The following is a 15561-nucleotide window of genomic DNA, read 5'->3' on the forward strand; positions in this document are numbered from 1 at the left end:
CTGGGTTACTGTACGGCCCCTGTGCAGCGGCGGGCGTCGTGTCCGCGCCGTCCGTCTGGGAGACGTATGGAGATGGTCAAGCAGACCCTCAGCGAAGACGACATCAGCGTCAAGTTCGTCACACCCGCGATCGTCCGGGCCGGCTGGGATGAGCTGACCCAGATCCGCCGTCAGGTCACGTTCACCAAGGGGCGCCTCATCGTGCGCGGACGTCTGGTGACACGCGGGCGCGCCAAGCGGGCGGACATCATCCTCTATTACGCCGGGATCCCGATCGCGATCATCGAGATCAAGGACAACCGCCACACCCTGGGCGCGGGGATGCAGCAGGGTTTGGAATACGCCCAGATCCTCGACGTGCCCTTCGTCTTCGCCACCAATGGTGACGGCTTCGTCTTCCACGACCGCACCGGCCAGGGCGCCCAGCTGGAAACCACGCTCAGCCTCGACCAGTTCCCGACGCCGGCGGACCTCTGGATCCGCTATCGCACCTGGAAGGGACTCGGCCCGGAGCAGGAAACCCTGGTGCCCCAGCCCTCCTGTAAACCCGAGCCTGTTTCTCTCACGAGACCGGGCAGGGCAGGCTGCCGTCGTGAACTACACCACCTGCTCGAAGCGCGTGACGGAGATTTCAACGGCGATGGGCGGGGAGCCGTTCACTGTGCGCGACGTTCGGCGGACGGTCGAGACCCTGCCGGCGCGGATGGGGGTCTCCAAGGACGTGCGGGCGCAGTTGCTCAGTCATGGCTTGTCCGGCGTCCCGGTTCAGCACTATGACCGGCACGGGTACATGGACGAGAAGGCCCGCGCGCTCGAAGCCTGGGAGCGCGAGCTAGGCACGATCCAGGCGGGCAAAACCGGGTCGAACGTGGTGCGGATGCGGTGCGAAAAGCTAACGCTTGACGATACTAACGCGCGTCGTTAGCATGCTGCCATGATTAAGACCTTTGCCGACAAAGCCACTGCCGCCCTGTTCGCCGGGAAGCGGGTTCGCGTGTGGGGGCCAGACCTGACCCGACAGGCTCAACGGAAGCTGGCGATGCTCAATCGCGCGGCTGCCCTGGAGGATCTCAAGGTTCCACCGGGAAACCGGCTGGAAGCCTTGACCGGGGATCGGGAAGGACAACACAGCGTCCGCATCAATGACCAATGGCGAGTCTGTTTTGAATGGCGCGACGGACACGCCTGGAGTGTTGAGATTGTCGATTATCACTGAGGGACAAGCTGCCATGAGCCTTACCGTTGAATCCTTGCATGAATGCGACTTCTCCGACGTTGCCGAGGGCGATCTGTCGCCTGTTCCGCCGGGCGAGATCCTGGCCCATGAATTCTTGGAGCCGCTGGCGATCACGCCTTACCGGCTCGCCAAGTCGATTGGGGTGCCGCAGCAGCGGTTGGGCGAGATCCTGGCCGGCAGGAGATCCGTCACGGCGGATACCGGGCTTCGTTTGTCGCGGTTCTTCGGCACGAGTGACGGCTTTTGGATTGGGCTCCAAGCCGATTACGACATGGCAAAGGCGCGGGCAAGCATGGGCGACGCGCTGGACCGCATCACGCCTTTCCGGCGCGCGGCATGATGCACGTGCAACTATATCTTGCGCTGTTCGTGAGTCGCATCTACTACACCTAGATGTTCGAGGGCGGGATTCCGACTGGAGCCGACCACACCGCCCGGCCCTGGCGACATTGTGCTAAGTTGGGCAGGACTGGAGTCGAGACATCCAGCTACCAACTGAACTGGGGCACAAGAAAAACGGCTTAGACGGGAGACCGTCTAAGCCGTTGTTTTTATGGTGCGCCCTGCGCGACTCGAACGCGCGACCACCTGATTAAAAGTCACAGAGTCCCTGTTACGCTGCCTTGCGATGGGTTACGATAGAGTGCGCTAGATTAGTGACTTAGGCGCGCTCGGTTTACGCTCCGTTGCCTTTCGATGCCACCTGATACCCGCTCTCGTGGTGACTCTATGGTGACTCAAGCCGACCGCCTGACCACTGACCGATCCAGTGACTCAAAACCATCATCCGGCATCCTGATATTGGACGCCTGTCGGTCGGCTGGATCGGCTCAAGTGACTGGAACGCCAGCAATTCAGGGTGAGTCACCACCAGCGAGGGCCAATTCATGCGATTGACAAAAAAGACCATCGACGCCCTGAGTTATCAGGGAGCCGGGAATGAGCGGTTTGTCGTCTGGGATGATGACCCGCCTGGATTCGGATTGCGGATCTACCCGAGCGGACGTAAGGCGTTCGTACTCTCTTACCGTTCCCAAGGCCGCAAACGCCTGATGACCGTCGGCACCTATGGCGTGCTGACCCTGGAGCAGGCCCGCATCCAGGCCCGCGCCGAACTGGCCAAAGTCGAGACCCAGGGCGCTGACCCGCTCGCTGTGCGACAGCGACAGGCCCAGGGCGAGACCTTCCGCGATCTCTGCCAGACCTACATGGAGCGCCACGGGCAAGCCAAGAAGAGCGGCCCCGACGATCAGCGGCGCATCGATCGCCACCTGTTGCCCCTGTGGGGATCGCTCAAGGTTCCGGCTATCACCCGCGCGGACGTGGCGGCGCTGCACTCCAAGATCGGCAAGGCCCATCCCTATGAGGCCAATCGAGTCCTGGCCCTGTTGTCGAAGATGTTCGATCTGGCGCGGCGCTGGGGCTTCGTGCCCGAGGATCATTCCAACCCGGCCCGCGACATCGACCGCTTCAAGGAGGCCAAGCGGGATCGCTGGGTGAAGCCCGAGGAATTGCCGCGTCTGGCCCAGGCCATCAATGAGGAACCCAACCAATCGGCTCGGTTCGGTCTGTGGCTGTACCTGCTGACCGGCGCGCGCAAGTCCGAGCTGTTGCGGGCACGCTGGGAAGATGTTGACTGGACGCGCGCGGAACTGCGCATTCCAGACACCAAGGCCGGGCGCGTCCACTACATCCCCTTGAGTGCCGCCGCCCTGGCGCTGTTGCGCGAGATCCCGCGCGAAGAGGGCAACCCCCACATCCTGCCCGGCAAGCTGGACGGCGCGCATCTGGTCAACATCAATAAGCCTTGGAACCGCGTCCGGCAAGCAGCCGGTGTCGAGGACGTGCGCATCCATGACCTGCGTCGAACGGTCGGCTCCTGGCTGGCCCAGGCCGGGAACTCGCTGCACCTGATCGGGCGCGTCCTGAATCACTCCAACCAATCGACGACAGCCATCTATGCGCGCTTCGGCGAGGACTCGGTACGCGCGGCCCTGGAACAGCACGGCGCCCGCATCATCGGCGCGGCTGGCCTGACCCCATCGGCGGACGTGACCGAGATCAAGACCCGCCGCACGGCTTGAAACACCCCACAGACGAGGATGCCCCCATGCCCGAGCTACACCCGCAATTTCTGACCGACTCGGACGGCAAGCCGATGTCGGTTCTGCTGCCCTTCGCCGAATACGAGGCGCTGATTGAGTACCTGGAGGATATGGAGGACATCGCGGACGCCCGCCAAGCGAGGGATGAGCCGACGATCCCTTGGGAAACGGTCAAGGCCGAGATGGGCCTGTGATGACCTATCGAATCGAAATCAAGCGCCCGGCGCGCAAGGTGCTGCTGGCGCTCCCGCAAGCCTATCGGTCGCGGATCGCTGAGGCCATCGAGGCACTGGCCAGCGATCCACGCCGATCGGGAACGCGCAAGCTGGCCGGGAGCGAGTCTCTGTACCGGCTGCGTGTCGGCGACTATCGCGTCATCTATGAGATCCAGGACGAGTGCCTGATCGTCGTGGTCGTCAAGGTCGGCCATCGGCGCGAGGTCTACCGCGAGCACTGACCAAAACGACGAAGCCCCGGCGAGTGTGAATCGTCGGGGCTTCTGGCCAATACCAGTTTATGCGGAAGGAGGTCTGGCAATGACCGCTGACAATTATATGCGAGAGATGATCTGCGGTCTTCTGCGAGAGGAAGAAAAGAAGAAGGCACCACCGCGCGTATTCGCGCCACCGAAGGCAAGCGATCTTGTCGCCAGTGCCAGAAAGATCATGGCACAGCATCAATGCGCTATTGATCCGACCTGGATCAAATGCCGAAGCTGGAGCAACCTGGAAGCCGCATGGCTGGCGCTCGGGATCGACCCGAACCTCACGGACCCTTGGCGCTTGGATCGCGACTGGAAGGCGAGCTTGACGGCCATCGCTGAGGATCTGGCCCGCCGCCTGTCGCGTTTGGTCGGAGAAGCTGGAGCACCTACCGATTTCATCCAGGTCATGACGGATCTCGGGATTCGTCCTGATTGGATGGATGCCGAGCCGATTGTTACCGGCGAGCAGGATGAAGCCAGCGAAAGTATCGCTCCAGCGGATGAGAGCAACGAATCATTACCGGCTGATCGTGATTCCAGTCTTCTCGAAGAGCGAAAAGCGTGCCTAGCCAAATGGCTCAAAGCGCGATCAATTCCGCCTAAAGACTGGAGGTCTCTCGGAAATCATGATTTGAGCGTCAAGGAAATTTACACCGCTATGACTCAGAAGCGCGAATTTAGAAGCCTTTCAGGAACTGGTGATCCCATCACCTTTGGGACGTTTTATCGCCAGTTCTGGAAGATGCAGCGAGAGTTCAAAATTCAATAACCCTGAACCTGCTAGGGACGAGGGGTGACAAGGTTATCACCCGTGATAGTGATACGGTATCACCCCTTGCTTATCACCCAGGGGGGCGGCTTAAGGTGACGGCACATTCACTACACGGAGCCGTCCAATGCCCGCACTCCCTCAAGCTACCGCCAGCATCCGGCGTCTTCTGACCGAGCGCCAAGCCTCCGACAAGCTGGCTGTCTCTCCCCGCACTCTCCAGAACTGGCGTCGCTTTGGCGAAGGCCCGCGCTTTGTGAAACTTGGCGCGGCTGTTCGTTATGTCGAGGGCGATCTTGACGCTTGGATCGACGAGCAAATTCGCCGCTCGACTTCCGACCCCGGCCCGCTGGCGGCTTAATCGGGAGCGATCGAGATGTCCACACGTTCGCGAAAGATCCGCGCCGAACGGCGCGAGAAAATGGCCATGCGCTGGCCAGATACGAAGAAGCTCGCCGGGAGTAGGGTCCACGGCGAGCTTGCAAAGGATTCGAGAATCGGCGTAGGCTGTAAAAAGGACGACCCGCCTTTAGCAGAGGGGGCGTCGTCCCAGGGAGTTAGCAGCTCCCTGAGTTAAGGTCCGACCCGGTAAAGACTCAGGACCACCGACGCGAGAAGATTGTACCCTAGGCCGTAGTGCGTCTGCACGCCCGTGCGCGCCTGCCCGATTGCTCGCGTCCTCCTCCTGTCTTGGCCGGTCGGTCTCCCAACCCTTTGGAGATCGATCATGAAGCCCGAAACCTTCACCCCCGGCGAACAGCTCGCCACCACCAACACCGCCCATGCCGAGACCGGCATCCGCGTTCGTGTCTATCACGAGCGGCTGCGCTGGGGCGCCTACAACATCGCCAAGACGACCGAGCTGGCCGCGAACATCGCCCTGGAGCTTGAGGACGATGAAGAGAACCGCGTCCAGTGGGCGAGCACGGGCGCGCTTCACGCCCTGCTCGAAGTCATCCGCATGGCATCGATGGACCTGCATGGCACTTTGACGTATGTGCTCGGGGAGGACGGCCAATGAAAACCCCTGAGACCCGCTTCTCCTACATCCCCAGCCTTGATGCCGATCTGTTCGCCGTCCGCGCTGGAATCCCGTTGGCGACCGCTGCTGAAGAGGCCGGTTGCATCGTGGACGCGGCGCTCGGGACTGTCCGGCGTGTCGCCTGTTCGATCAGCATCGATGATGGTGCGCACCTGCTTTGGAGCGCGGTCTATTCGCTGGACATGGCTCACGGACTGCTCGGATCGATCCAGGCCGCGCTTGAGGATCGGGAGCCATCCGCGCCCGCTGACGGGTTCGGCTACTACATCGCCCCGTCCGACAACACAGCGCCCGGCCCCTTCCAATGGTTTGTGGTGAACCACGCCAACGATTGCGTCGCCGAGTACGGCACCGCTGACACCTGGAGTGATGCCGATCAGGTCGCGTGCGACACGATCGAGCGTCTGGAGAAGCAAGCCGCACCGGCACCAGCGCCCGAAGCCAAGCCCGAAGATCCCGAGACCATGCGCCAAGTCTGGCGCGATATGGCCAAGATGGCGGCTGATGAGCTGGCCAAGCTGGACCGCGCTGGCGCTGAGCAGGAGGCCCGGCCATGAGCGACCAACTGCCCGAAAGCTTCCGTTGGAGCTACGCGATCTGCAAGCAGCTGTCATCGGCCCATTCGCTCGCGTCGAGCTATGGCGATCTGGAGCTGGACGACGAACTCCGCGCCGCCGTCGAGCGTGCCGTTCGTCCGATCTTGGAACGCCGGCTGAAGCAGGCTGAGAAGCAGGAGGCCGCGCGATGAGCGAGCCAACCAAGATGATCGACCCGGCGTTGGTCGCTGAATGCCGTCGCTTGACTATCACCAGCGACCATGAACAGCGCGTAGATTCAGCCGATCGTGACGCAGAGTATGCAGCGAACCGCAGTCTTGTTCGGGCGGTTGTCGCTGCGCTGGGTGACAACCCTGCGCACGTCGAAAACTGGCGGCTCGGTTTTCGTGATACGGCCATCATCCTCAGTCTGGAGTTATGCCCTCCAGGCCAGTTCATGGGCGACTTCATCTACGCCTACGCGATCGTCTGCGACACGGGGCAGGTATGCCCGATCAATCACGATCGTATGAACAAGGAAGAGGGTGACAACAAGCCGCCGCGTCGCTTGAGTGTCATCCAGGGAGGACGCCAATAATGGCCACACGTCCCCGCACCACAGCGGGGGCGGTTCCCGCCGCCCCTGATGATCTCGCCGCCCGGCTGGCGTCTGCTGCCGCTCAAGCCGTCCGCAAGACCCACGTCCAGACCGGGACCATTCCAGGCCGCACGCGCTCTGGCGAGTTCCGCGTCCGGTTCGACGATGGTCGGACGGCTGTCTACCGCATCCATCTTGAGCTCGTCCGGGAGGTCCGTTGATGAACGCCCCAATTCCCAAGGGGGCGACGGCTCCCGCTGTCAATCCCGATCGGCTGCCGCCCGAGGTCCGCGCTTCGATCGAGGCCCAGGCGCCCGGCGTCGAGCTGGTGGAACTGACAGACGAGCTGGCCGCGCCGGTCGTGGCCAAGGTCGAAGCTGAGAATGCCGCCAAGCGCCAGCGTCGCGGTATTCGTCTGAAGAGCGACGAACCGGCCCCGGAGCCGCGAGTTGACATCAAGCAAGTGGCCGCGTCCGCGATTCCGCACCTGGAGGCCATCTGTTCGCACTGGCTGCCGGATGGAAAACGTCAGGGGCATGATTGGGTTGCTCGCAACCCTACGCGCGACGATCAAAATGCAGGGTCGTTCTCCGTGTCGCTGTTGACCGGCGGGTGCATCGACCACGCGACCGGCGATCAGTGTCACGACATCGTATCGACCATCAAGTATCTGGACGGTCTACCAACCCAGGGCGAAGCCGCGCGCAAGGTCGCTGAGTTTCTGGGTACGGCACCCCTGCCGGAACCGACCCAGACGCCCAAGCCAGCAAAGAAGACGCCCAGGGCGATGCCGGCCTGTCCGACCGCGCACCCGACACTTGGGCGTCCGTCTGCGCAGTGGGAATATCGTGATGCTGACGGTTCCTTGATCTGCATTCAGATGCGGTTCGACACCGGCCCAGGTACGAAAGAGTTCCGGCCCGCCACCCGTACCGCCGATGGTTGGCGCTGGAAGGCTCCCGAGGCACCGCGCCCGCTGTACGGTCTGGATCGGCTCAGCGCGCACCCCGAGGCACCCGTCATCCTCTGCGAAGGCGAGAAGGCATCCAATGCCGCCGCCGCCCTGCTGTTGGACTGCGTGAGTATCGCGTCGATGAATGGCGCCAAGTCTCCGAAGAAATCGGACTGGACACCGCTGGCTGGTCGTCGCGTTCGGATCTGGCCAGACAACGACCAACCCGGCGCCGACTTCGCTCAGACCGCCGCCAAGCTGATCCTGGACGCTGGCGCGCAGTCGGTCGAGGTGCTGGACCTGTCGAGTTTGGGCGATGGACTGCCCGAGGGATGGGACGCGGCCGACGCGCTCGCTGACGGATGGACTCCCGAGCGGTTCGCAGAGTGCGCGAGATTTACCGACACCCGCCGCCCGATCGAGTGGGGGGGGTCTGCTAATCCTGCTAATTCTGCGAATCGGGAGCGCGCAAACACAGCCGAGCCGGACGACGAAAGCCCGCTCTCGCTCCAAGAGATCGAGCAGCTTGTGGCGTGGGCCTGGAGGACCAAGACCGCGTTACCGTCCGATCCCGAGGGCGTATTCACCTATCACCACACGCGCGACAGCAAAGGCCGACCCAAGGAGCGGTATTCGATGCGCTCGCCGATCGGCGGGTTCGAGACCTTCTCAGGCCCGTGGCCCGCGATGGCCTGGAAGCACGGTCGCGAAGGATTCATGGGCGCTGTGGATGCCTACCTGCCCGTGCGCGAACAGCATGTTCTGGATGAAGCCGCGCGCACCGGCAAGGCACCCAATGATGTGTCGCGCGACGTGCTGCGCGCGGATGCTCAAGCCTGGATGCGCCGCATTGAAGCCTTGGCGGTCAGTGATGAAGTCGGGCGCGAGCTGCTGGAGCGCGTCACACCGGATTGGCCGGAGCCGGAACCGCTGCGCGCACCAATGGCCGAAGCCGAGCCGTACCCGGTCAATGCGCTGGGCGACGTGCTTGGAACGGCGGCAATCGCCTTACATGAGAGCGTCAAGGCACCGCTGGCGCTGTGCGCTCAAAGCGTTTTGGCGGCTGCCTCGTTCGCGGCACAAGGGCATTTCGACGCCCATATGCCTTGGGGCGAAATCAAGCCGCTCTCACTGGCGATGCTGACCGTGGGCGAGTCCGGAGAACGCAAGTCTGGTGTCGATGACTTGGTTCTCGGAGCAGCCAAGGCCCAAGAGCGCGCGGAGATGGCCACCTATGAAGCCGACATGGAGAGCTTCGAGTCTGAAATGGCTGCATGGAAAGCCGCATCAGAGCAGGCCAAGAAACGCGCATCCGGCAAAGATCGCGGCCGGCTCGAAGATTTCCGCCGCGAAGCTGCCGAGATCGGCCCGCCGCCCGTCGCGCCTGTCCTGCCTCTGCGCTTTGTCACCGACCCAACGGTCGAGGGGCTGTACAAGCTGCTGGCGATCGGGCAACCGAGCGTTGCACTGTTCTCCGATGAGGGCGGATTGCTGATCGGCGGTCATGCGCTCAACTCCGACAACGCACTCAAGACGCTGGCGCGCTGGTGCAAGCTGTGGGATGGCTCGCCCTTCGATCGCGTTCGGGCTGGCGATGGGTCCGGCATCCTCTACGGGCGGCGCATGGCTCTGCACCAACTGGCCCAACCGGACATCATGAGCACGCTTCTGAGCGACCCGACCGCCAACGGACAGGGGTTCCTGGCGCGCTGTCTGGTCGCCTGGCCGCAATCGACGATCGGCACCCGGCATATCGAGCAGTACGAATGGGCTGGGGATCGACCCGAGATCCGGCGTCTGTTCGGCAAGCTCAAGACGCTGTTCGAGACGCCCCCGCGCGCCAAGGACCAGCGCGGGCAGGTTCTCGACCCGCAACCGTTGCCGCTGTCACCGGACGCCAAGGCGATGGCCGTTCAAGCGGGTAATCAGTTCGAGTCGCTGATGGCGCCCGGAGCGCCGCTGTGTGAGATCCGCGACCGTGGGTCGAAGGCGATGGACAACGCCATCCGCATCGCTGGCGTGCTGACCGTCATCGAGCAGGGATTGGCCGCGCGCGAAATCTCAGCCGACCACTTCGCCCGCGCCTTGACGCTTATTCAGTGGTACTTGGCGGAAGCTCTGCGCATTCGCGGCGCGGCTGCCATCCCCCAGGCCGTGACGGACGCCGAGGCGCTGTTGGCGTGGATCAGGGAACGAAGGATCAGTCTGTTCCGGTCGGCGCCTGTGTTGACCCGTGGCCCGGCCCAACTGCGAAACAAGGCTCGGTTCACGGCGGCTGTCGCCGAGCTGGTCGGCAACGGCTATCTGGTCGAGGCACCGCCCGGAACCGAGGTCGAGGGCGTCAAGGCCAAGCTGGCGTGGAGGGTCCATCCCCATGTTCTTTGATCCGGCCGCCTTGCTGCCCTCTGCTAATTCTGCGAATCCTGCTAATCCGGCACCGCAACCCGTAATCGCAAACACGATTACAGCGCCCGCAATTAGCAGATTTGCAGGATTAGCAGGGGAGTCTGCCGCCGATGGCGCGCTCACGATTAGCAGATTCGCAGAATTAGCAGCCACCACTGCCGCCAACGACGCACCCGACCGCCATCACTCATGGCTCGTCACCCTGCCGACCGGCGAGCGTTTCAGTTCGATGTTCTGCCCGCCGCTGTCGCTCGCCGAGGTCCAGGCCCGCCATCCCAACGCCCTGGTCGAGCGCGAGCCGGACCCGGCACCGGCACCGCCGCTCTCGCCGGATGCGCTCGAAGTCGTCTACTGCTGGTTGAGGCATATCGGCGAGACGGATCTACAGGCCGGCACGGAGTTCATTGACGGGCTGGCGCGCGACCCGGAGCAACTGCGCGCCTGCTTCGAGGACGTGGTTCGGCTGGGTCTGGCCGACTGGCCGGACGATCAGGCCACGGCCACGGACACCGGCATCGAAGGCACAGCCAAGGCGATCTGTTCGCGCTGCACTCACTGGACGCCCGACCGCATCAATCCGGCTGGTGGCATTGGTCGCTGCACTATCGAGGCTCCGGCATCCAAGCGCATTGGCGCGCTCTGGCCGAGCGAGGGCGTCATCCACTGCACTCGGTTTCAGGAGGCACGCCCATGACCGATCGCCGCATCACCATCAAGGCCACCTGTTGGACGCCGGCGGGCAAGCGGGAGGTGGGCGCATGAGGGATCTACCGGAGAACGTGAGGCGCGCCCTGGTGGCGCTATCCTGCGACGATGCCGAGTTCGGCGAGCTGTTCGCCGATGAGGTTGGCGAGGACGGCCAGCAGCAGTGGTTCAACCGGCTCGACTACATGACTCAAATCTGGAACACGATCTCAGATCTCGTCGATTTGGCCACCATGCCAATGGACAGCACGCGCCATTGACCGCCCGAGGGCCGGATTCGAGATCCGGCCCTGTCCGACACCCACGGAATAACTCACCATGCACCAGACGCCCATCAAACGACGCGGACGCCCATCGAGCGGGGCGGCGCTCTCTGGAGCCGAGCGGCAACGCCGATACATGGCCCGGCTCAAAGCTGGCGTCACTGACGGAAATACCGTCCGCGCTGGTATTCGAGTCACTGACGAAAAAGGCAACCCCGAACACCGGCGGTTGTTTATTGTCCCGTCTGGGGACATTTCCGGCTCGACCGCCCTGGCCGTGCCCCAACTGCCCGAGGCGCGCACCATCACCGGAGATCGTGAGGTTGACGCCATGCTCTGGCTCAAGGAGGTGTGCCAGACCGCGCGTGATGTCGCCATCGTGGACAAGGCACTCGAAGCCGCCGCGAAGATCCAGACGCCCGCCAAGGCGATCGAGGATCGATATACCGCTTGGCTTCGATTGCAACCGGATCTGCACCCCCTGCAGATCGCCTTCGCGTCGATCGGTATAGCCGACATCGAACGCCATGCCGAGACCGCGCGCGAACGCATCGCCAAGCACGCCGAGGGCATGGCCGCGTTCGGCAGTTACGCCGCCGCCATGAGCGCCACACCGGCCGAGCGCATGGTCTTTGAGACCGTGGGTGCCGTGCTGGACGGCGAGGAACTGTGGCGAGCCGCGCCCGATCGCCTGGACGTGCTGTTTGCCGGGTCGATCAACCCGGCGACCCTGAGCGAATGCCTCGCCGAACTGCACTACTGGCAATGGCTCAGCAACATCCGTTGGCGGATGAGCCAGACCGAACACCCCGGCGAGTTCCAGGGTGACGACGATGAGCGGATCAGCGCCCGGCGCTGGTTCGTCGAGGGGCTACTGACCGAGCTGGCGCCCGTCGATCGAGCCGAGGCTATCCATATCGCCGATGGACTCAAGGGCGTGGTGGACGAGGCCGAGCGGCGTGCGGAGATCCTGGAGCACCTGTTGCGCACCTGTCCGTAGGGTCGCCTACGCGCGCGCGGAAGGGCAGGTTGAGGCCAGTGCACGCGGACGTGCACTGGTTTCAGCCCATGTTCCGCTGCAACATGCCTTTCAGGGGTAGCGCCTTTTTTATGGACTAAAGAAACCCCCCGCCCGATTCCGCCTGATCTTCACTGCCGATCAGGGTTGGAACACGCGCGAATCAGGAAAACAGCGCCAGATAGCCCTATTCCAATGCCGGATGATGACTCAAGCCTGATGATGCAGGCGACAACAGGAGACATCATCCATGCCCGAACCCCCCACCAACCAACACCCGCGCGACGCCAGCGGCAAGTTTGTCCCCGGCAAGTCTGGCAATCCGAAAGGCCGCCCAACTGGAAGCGGATCATCGCCCGGAGTCCGGCTCCGTCGCCTCATTGCCCAGCATGGCGACGAGTTGGTCCAGGCACTCATCGGGCAGGCAAAGCAAGGCGATACGGTCGCCGCTGTGGCGTTGCTGGATCGCGTTGTAGCGCGCTTGCGGCCCATGAGCGAGCCAGTGGGCATCGATGTCACCGGAGACCGTCAAGCCGTCGCTGATCGGCTGTTGCAGGCCGTGAGTGCTGGCGAACTCTCGACCGAGACCGCATCCGAATTGCTCGCCCTGGTCGGCAGCGCACAGCCACCGGACACGTCGATCACGCCGATCGACTTCGACCGATTGGACGAGCTGTACAACAAGGCGATGCAGGCATCCGACGCCGATCAAGCGCGGATCGAGGCCGAACGAATGGCCGGGCTGCGAGGTTAAACATGACAGCCACGAATGAAGTCGTCGCGCATGTTGGTATGCGCTTGATCGAACTGGCGAGCCGCCAGCATGAGACCACTTTTCACGCGCTCATCACCCTGGCCGACATGCTTGAGCGGCTGGAGACCCACGTCGAGCGCGTCGAGCAGCGGCTCGACACCATCGAATCCCACATCACCACCGGAGACAATCCATGATGAACCTGCAACAGCGGATGGCATTCCACGACGACCTGCGCCACGGCGGCGCGGAGCATCATCGGCGGTTATCCAGCGCCATGAGCAGCCTTTGGTCTCGGCTTCAGGCCGACCCCGAGGCCGTCGCCGCCCTGGCCCAAATCCTCGCACCGGAGGCCGAGAGCTTGCCCGACGCCTATTGCGCTGCGACGGAACGCCTGAGGCGGCTGGAGCAAGGCATCTCGAACGAGATTGCCGAGACAAACCGGGTGTGCCGGGAGGAATCGGCCAGCCTCAAAGACCGCCGCGACACAGCCATTGATCGACGGATCGCGATCATCGAAGAGCGAAAGCGCCTCGAAGCGCGTGGCGCGCCGGACGAGGTGATCCAGGCCCGCGACCGGCTGCGGCTCGCTGGGGCACCTGCCGATGTGGTCGATAATCTCGTCCCGCTGACTGGTTCCGAGGAACTACGCGCCGCCCTGGCCGCGATCGACGAAGAGGACCGGGCGCTTGCGCTGTTTCTGGGGTCAGCGGACCCCAGCCACCTTCCGGCCGGGTTTGATGAAAAGGTCAAGGCACGGCTTGAGTTCAAGGCGTCCTTGAAAACACTCGTCACGCCGACATTCTATTCAATCGGTTAGCCACCATCGATCAGTGGCGGGTCGAGGCCCGCCATGCCACCACGGAGCACCCTATGCCGCGAAAACACTTCACCCTCGTCGAGCGCACAGCCTTGGGCGACCAGCTCCACAAAGGCCCGCTGGCCGTGCGTCATCGCAAGATGATGAAGCTTCTACGCGGGTTCTGGCAGCGGATCTCGACGGACCCAGCGGCGGTATTCGCCCTGGTCGAAGCCCTGGCCCCGGACGCGCCGAACCTGCCCGCCGCTTACGATCGAACTCAGGATCGTTTGGAGCGGTTGCACCGCGACGTGATGATGGTGGTATCGGGCACGGAGTTGGCCTGCGCTGGCGAGCGGAACCGGCTCAAGGACGCCATCGATGTGGCAATCAGTCGGCAGATCGAGCTGGAGCGAGAGCGCAAGCGGATCGTCCGGCAGCTGGAAGAAACCGACTCGGGAACCGCGCGGGAGCGACTGACTGCCGCGCTCGCTGAGATCGACGGCGAAGATGAGGGGCTTGGGAGGTTCATCGCGACGAGGGATGACCGGCACTTGCCCGCCGGGTTCGAGGATCGCGTGAGGGCGTACCGAGAGCGGCGGGAGCAACGCTTGGCTGCGGTGTCCATGACCCCGACATGAAAAGCCCCGCACAGTGGCGGGGCCGCCCGATGTCCAGGTCGTGCCGCATTCCAGCGCGAAAGGCGGTCGATCACCTGCAAGGGGTTGACCCGAATTCTACCCCTGATCGACCGAGCGTGAAAGACCAAGCAACCAACTTATGCGCTGGGGTATTGCAACCGCACCGAGAGACCCGCCGCGATGGCGGGTTTTGTCTGACTGGCGAGCAGGGTCTTTTTCGCCTTTTTGGGCGGAAATTCCGCCGCGTGGTGACTCTATGGTGACTCAACGAAAAACGGCTTAGGCGATTGCTCGTCTAAGCCGTTGTTTTATATGGTGCGCCCTGCGCGACTCGAACGCGCGACCACCTGATTAAAAGTCAGATGCTCTACCAACTGAGCTAAGGGCGCTTAAAGCCGAGCATTATAATAATCTCAGCCCGCATTCTGCAAGGCGAATTGCAGTACGGCCTTACTGCCGAAGTAGGCCAGGATCAGGATCGCGAAGCCGCCGAGCGTCCAGACGATGGCCGTGCGCCCGCGCCACCCCTTGCGGAAACGCCCGATCAGCAACCCGCCGAACACCAGCCAGGCGAGCACCGAGAGCACGGTCTTGTGCACCAGATGCTGCGCAAACATATTCTCCAGGAACGCAAAGCCGCTCAGCAGCGCCAGCGTCAGCAGCACGAAGCCGGCCGAAATCATCTCGAACAACAGGCTCTCCATGGTCTGGAGCGGCGGCAGGGTACGCACGAAGCCGGTCGGATGCCGATTGCGCAGGTGATGGTCCTGCACCGCCAGCAGGATCGCCTGCACCGCCGCAAGCGTCAGCAGACTGTAGGCCAGCATCGACAGCAGCACATGGACCTTGAGCGCCATGCTGGCCGATTCGCGCATGAAGCCGACATCGGCCATGTGCGCCTCCAGCAGCAGACTCAGCGCCGCCGCCGGCAGCAGGATCAGCCCCAGATTGTCGACCGGCTTGGTCAGGCTGGAGACCAGCAGCAGCGCGACGATGGTCCAGGAAGTGAGCGCCAGCGCGTGATAGAAGCCAAGATTGATCCCGGCACTGCTGAAGATGCTGTGCCAGAGTATCCAGCTGTGCAAGACCAGACCGCCGAACCCGACGGCGATCGCAAGCGCGCGGGGCGGAATCCATCCCTCCTTGCGGAACAGACGGATGCCGATGAAGGCGGCCGAGGCCAGATAGCAGAGCGTGGCGACGTAGGCAAGGAGGATATGGATCATGGGTGCGTTCTTGAAGCTCGAATGAC

At 63.3% G+C, this 15561-nt stretch carries 21 protein-coding genes, 1 tRNA gene and 1 pseudogene; 21 read left to right on the forward strand and 2 right to left on the reverse strand.

Annotated features, from left to right (window positions below; translation table 11 throughout):
• Nucleotides 1–72: 72 nt before the first annotated feature.
• The 21 genes and pseudogenes from HW932_RS21780 to HW932_RS06135 form a co-directional block, all read left to right on the forward strand.
• A pseudogene (locus HW932_RS21780) lies at nucleotides 73–537 on the forward strand (type I restriction endonuclease); the annotation flags it as partial.
• Nucleotides 538–934: 397 nt separating this feature from the next.
• Nucleotides 935–1216 (forward strand): type II toxin-antitoxin system RelE/ParE family toxin, encoded by a 282-nt coding sequence (locus HW932_RS06040; protein WP_176975584.1) that lies wholly within the window; start codon nucleotides 935–937, stop codon nucleotides 1214–1216.
• Between the two features lie 13 nt (nucleotides 1217–1229).
• Nucleotides 1230–1577 carry a HigA family addiction module antitoxin gene (locus HW932_RS06045; RefSeq protein WP_176975585.1) on the forward strand — a complete coding sequence of 116 codons (348 nt, stop codon included), beginning with the start codon at nucleotides 1230–1232 and terminating at the stop codon, nucleotides 1575–1577.
• Between the two features lie 547 nt (nucleotides 1578–2124).
• Nucleotides 2125–3321: a tyrosine-type recombinase/integrase gene (locus HW932_RS06050; RefSeq protein WP_176975586.1), complete on the forward strand. Its 1197-nt coding sequence runs from the start codon at nucleotides 2125–2127 to the stop codon at nucleotides 3319–3321.
• Between the two features lie 26 nt (nucleotides 3322–3347).
• A complete protein-coding gene (locus HW932_RS06055) occupies nucleotides 3348–3536 on the forward strand; it encodes a type II toxin-antitoxin system Phd/YefM family antitoxin (RefSeq protein ID WP_176975587.1) in 189 nt (62 codons plus the stop codon).
• Entirely contained in the window at nucleotides 3536–3799 is a 264-nt protein-coding gene (locus HW932_RS06060; RefSeq protein WP_176975588.1) for a type II toxin-antitoxin system RelE family toxin, read from the forward strand. Before HW932_RS06055 ends, HW932_RS06060 begins: the two co-directional genes overlap by 1 nt.
• A gap of 79 nt (nucleotides 3800–3878) precedes the next feature.
• Nucleotides 3879–4595, forward strand: a complete 717-nt coding sequence (locus HW932_RS06065; protein WP_176975589.1) for a hypothetical protein — start codon at nucleotides 3879–3881, stop codon at nucleotides 4593–4595.
• Nucleotides 4596–4722: 127 nt separating this feature from the next.
• A complete protein-coding gene (locus tag HW932_RS06070) occupies nucleotides 4723–4956 on the forward strand; it encodes a helix-turn-helix transcriptional regulator (RefSeq protein WP_176975590.1) in 234 nt (77 codons plus the stop codon).
• Nucleotides 4957–5322: 366 nt separating this feature from the next.
• Entirely contained in the window at nucleotides 5323–5616 is a 294-nt protein-coding gene (locus tag HW932_RS06075; RefSeq protein ID WP_176975591.1) for a hypothetical protein, read from the forward strand.
• Complete coding sequence (locus HW932_RS06080; RefSeq protein WP_176975592.1) at nucleotides 5613–6194, forward strand: DUF3077 domain-containing protein; 582 nt, start codon at nucleotides 5613–5615, stop codon at nucleotides 6192–6194. Before HW932_RS06075 ends, HW932_RS06080 begins: the two co-directional genes overlap by 4 nt.
• Nucleotides 6191–6385 carry a hypothetical protein gene (locus tag HW932_RS06085; protein WP_222932171.1) on the forward strand — a complete coding sequence of 65 codons (195 nt, stop codon included), beginning with the start codon at nucleotides 6191–6193 and terminating at the stop codon, nucleotides 6383–6385. Before HW932_RS06080 ends, HW932_RS06085 begins: the two co-directional genes overlap by 4 nt.
• Nucleotides 6382–6771 (forward strand): hypothetical protein, encoded by a 390-nt coding sequence (locus HW932_RS06090; protein WP_176975593.1) that lies wholly within the window; start codon nucleotides 6382–6384, stop codon nucleotides 6769–6771. Before HW932_RS06085 ends, HW932_RS06090 begins: the two co-directional genes overlap by 4 nt.
• Nucleotides 6771–6992, forward strand: a complete 222-nt coding sequence (locus HW932_RS06095; RefSeq protein ID WP_176975594.1) for a hypothetical protein — start codon at nucleotides 6771–6773, stop codon at nucleotides 6990–6992. The genes HW932_RS06090 and HW932_RS06095 overlap by 1 nt, the downstream gene beginning before the upstream one ends.
• On the forward strand, nucleotides 6992–10108 hold the full coding sequence (locus tag HW932_RS06100) for a DUF3987 domain-containing protein (RefSeq protein WP_176975595.1): 3117 nt from the start codon (nucleotides 6992–6994) through the stop codon (nucleotides 10106–10108). The genes HW932_RS06095 and HW932_RS06100 overlap by 1 nt, the downstream gene beginning before the upstream one ends.
• A gap of 250 nt (nucleotides 10109–10358) precedes the next feature.
• Entirely contained in the window at nucleotides 10359–10823 is a 465-nt protein-coding gene (locus HW932_RS06105; protein WP_176975596.1) for a hypothetical protein, read from the forward strand.
• Nucleotides 10824–10887: 64 nt separating this feature from the next.
• A complete protein-coding gene (locus HW932_RS06110) occupies nucleotides 10888–11094 on the forward strand; it encodes a hypothetical protein (protein ID WP_176975597.1) in 207 nt (68 codons plus the stop codon).
• 58 nt (nucleotides 11095–11152) lie between these two features.
• Entirely contained in the window at nucleotides 11153–12097 is a 945-nt protein-coding gene (locus HW932_RS06115) for a hypothetical protein (RefSeq protein WP_176975598.1), read from the forward strand.
• A gap of 268 nt (nucleotides 12098–12365) precedes the next feature.
• Nucleotides 12366–12869 (forward strand): DUF5681 domain-containing protein, encoded by a 504-nt coding sequence (locus tag HW932_RS06120; RefSeq protein ID WP_176975599.1) that lies wholly within the window; start codon nucleotides 12366–12368, stop codon nucleotides 12867–12869.
• Between the two features lie 2 nt (nucleotides 12870–12871).
• A complete protein-coding gene (locus HW932_RS06125; protein WP_176975600.1) occupies nucleotides 12872–13066 on the forward strand; it encodes a hypothetical protein in 195 nt (64 codons plus the stop codon).
• A complete protein-coding gene (locus HW932_RS06130) occupies nucleotides 13063–13689 on the forward strand; it encodes a hypothetical protein (RefSeq protein WP_176975601.1) in 627 nt (208 codons plus the stop codon). Before HW932_RS06125 ends, HW932_RS06130 begins: the two co-directional genes overlap by 4 nt.
• A gap of 53 nt (nucleotides 13690–13742) precedes the next feature.
• Nucleotides 13743–14309 (forward strand): hypothetical protein, encoded by a 567-nt coding sequence (locus HW932_RS06135; protein ID WP_176975602.1) that lies wholly within the window; start codon nucleotides 13743–13745, stop codon nucleotides 14307–14309.
• A 313-nt stretch (nucleotides 14310–14622) separates the two neighbouring features.
• Here HW932_RS06135 and HW932_RS06140 read toward each other — a convergent pair.
• Nucleotides 14623–14698, reverse strand: a tRNA-Lys gene (locus HW932_RS06140).
• Nucleotides 14699–14722: 24 nt separating this feature from the next.
• Complete coding sequence (locus HW932_RS06145) at nucleotides 14723–15535, reverse strand: cytochrome C assembly family protein (protein ID WP_176975603.1); 813 nt, start codon at nucleotides 15533–15535, stop codon at nucleotides 14723–14725.
• Nucleotides 15536–15561 lie beyond the last annotated feature (26 nt).

This window comes from Allochromatium humboldtianum (assembly GCF_013385175.1).
Lineage (GTDB): Bacteria > Pseudomonadota > Gammaproteobacteria > Chromatiales > Chromatiaceae > Thermochromatium > Thermochromatium humboldtianum.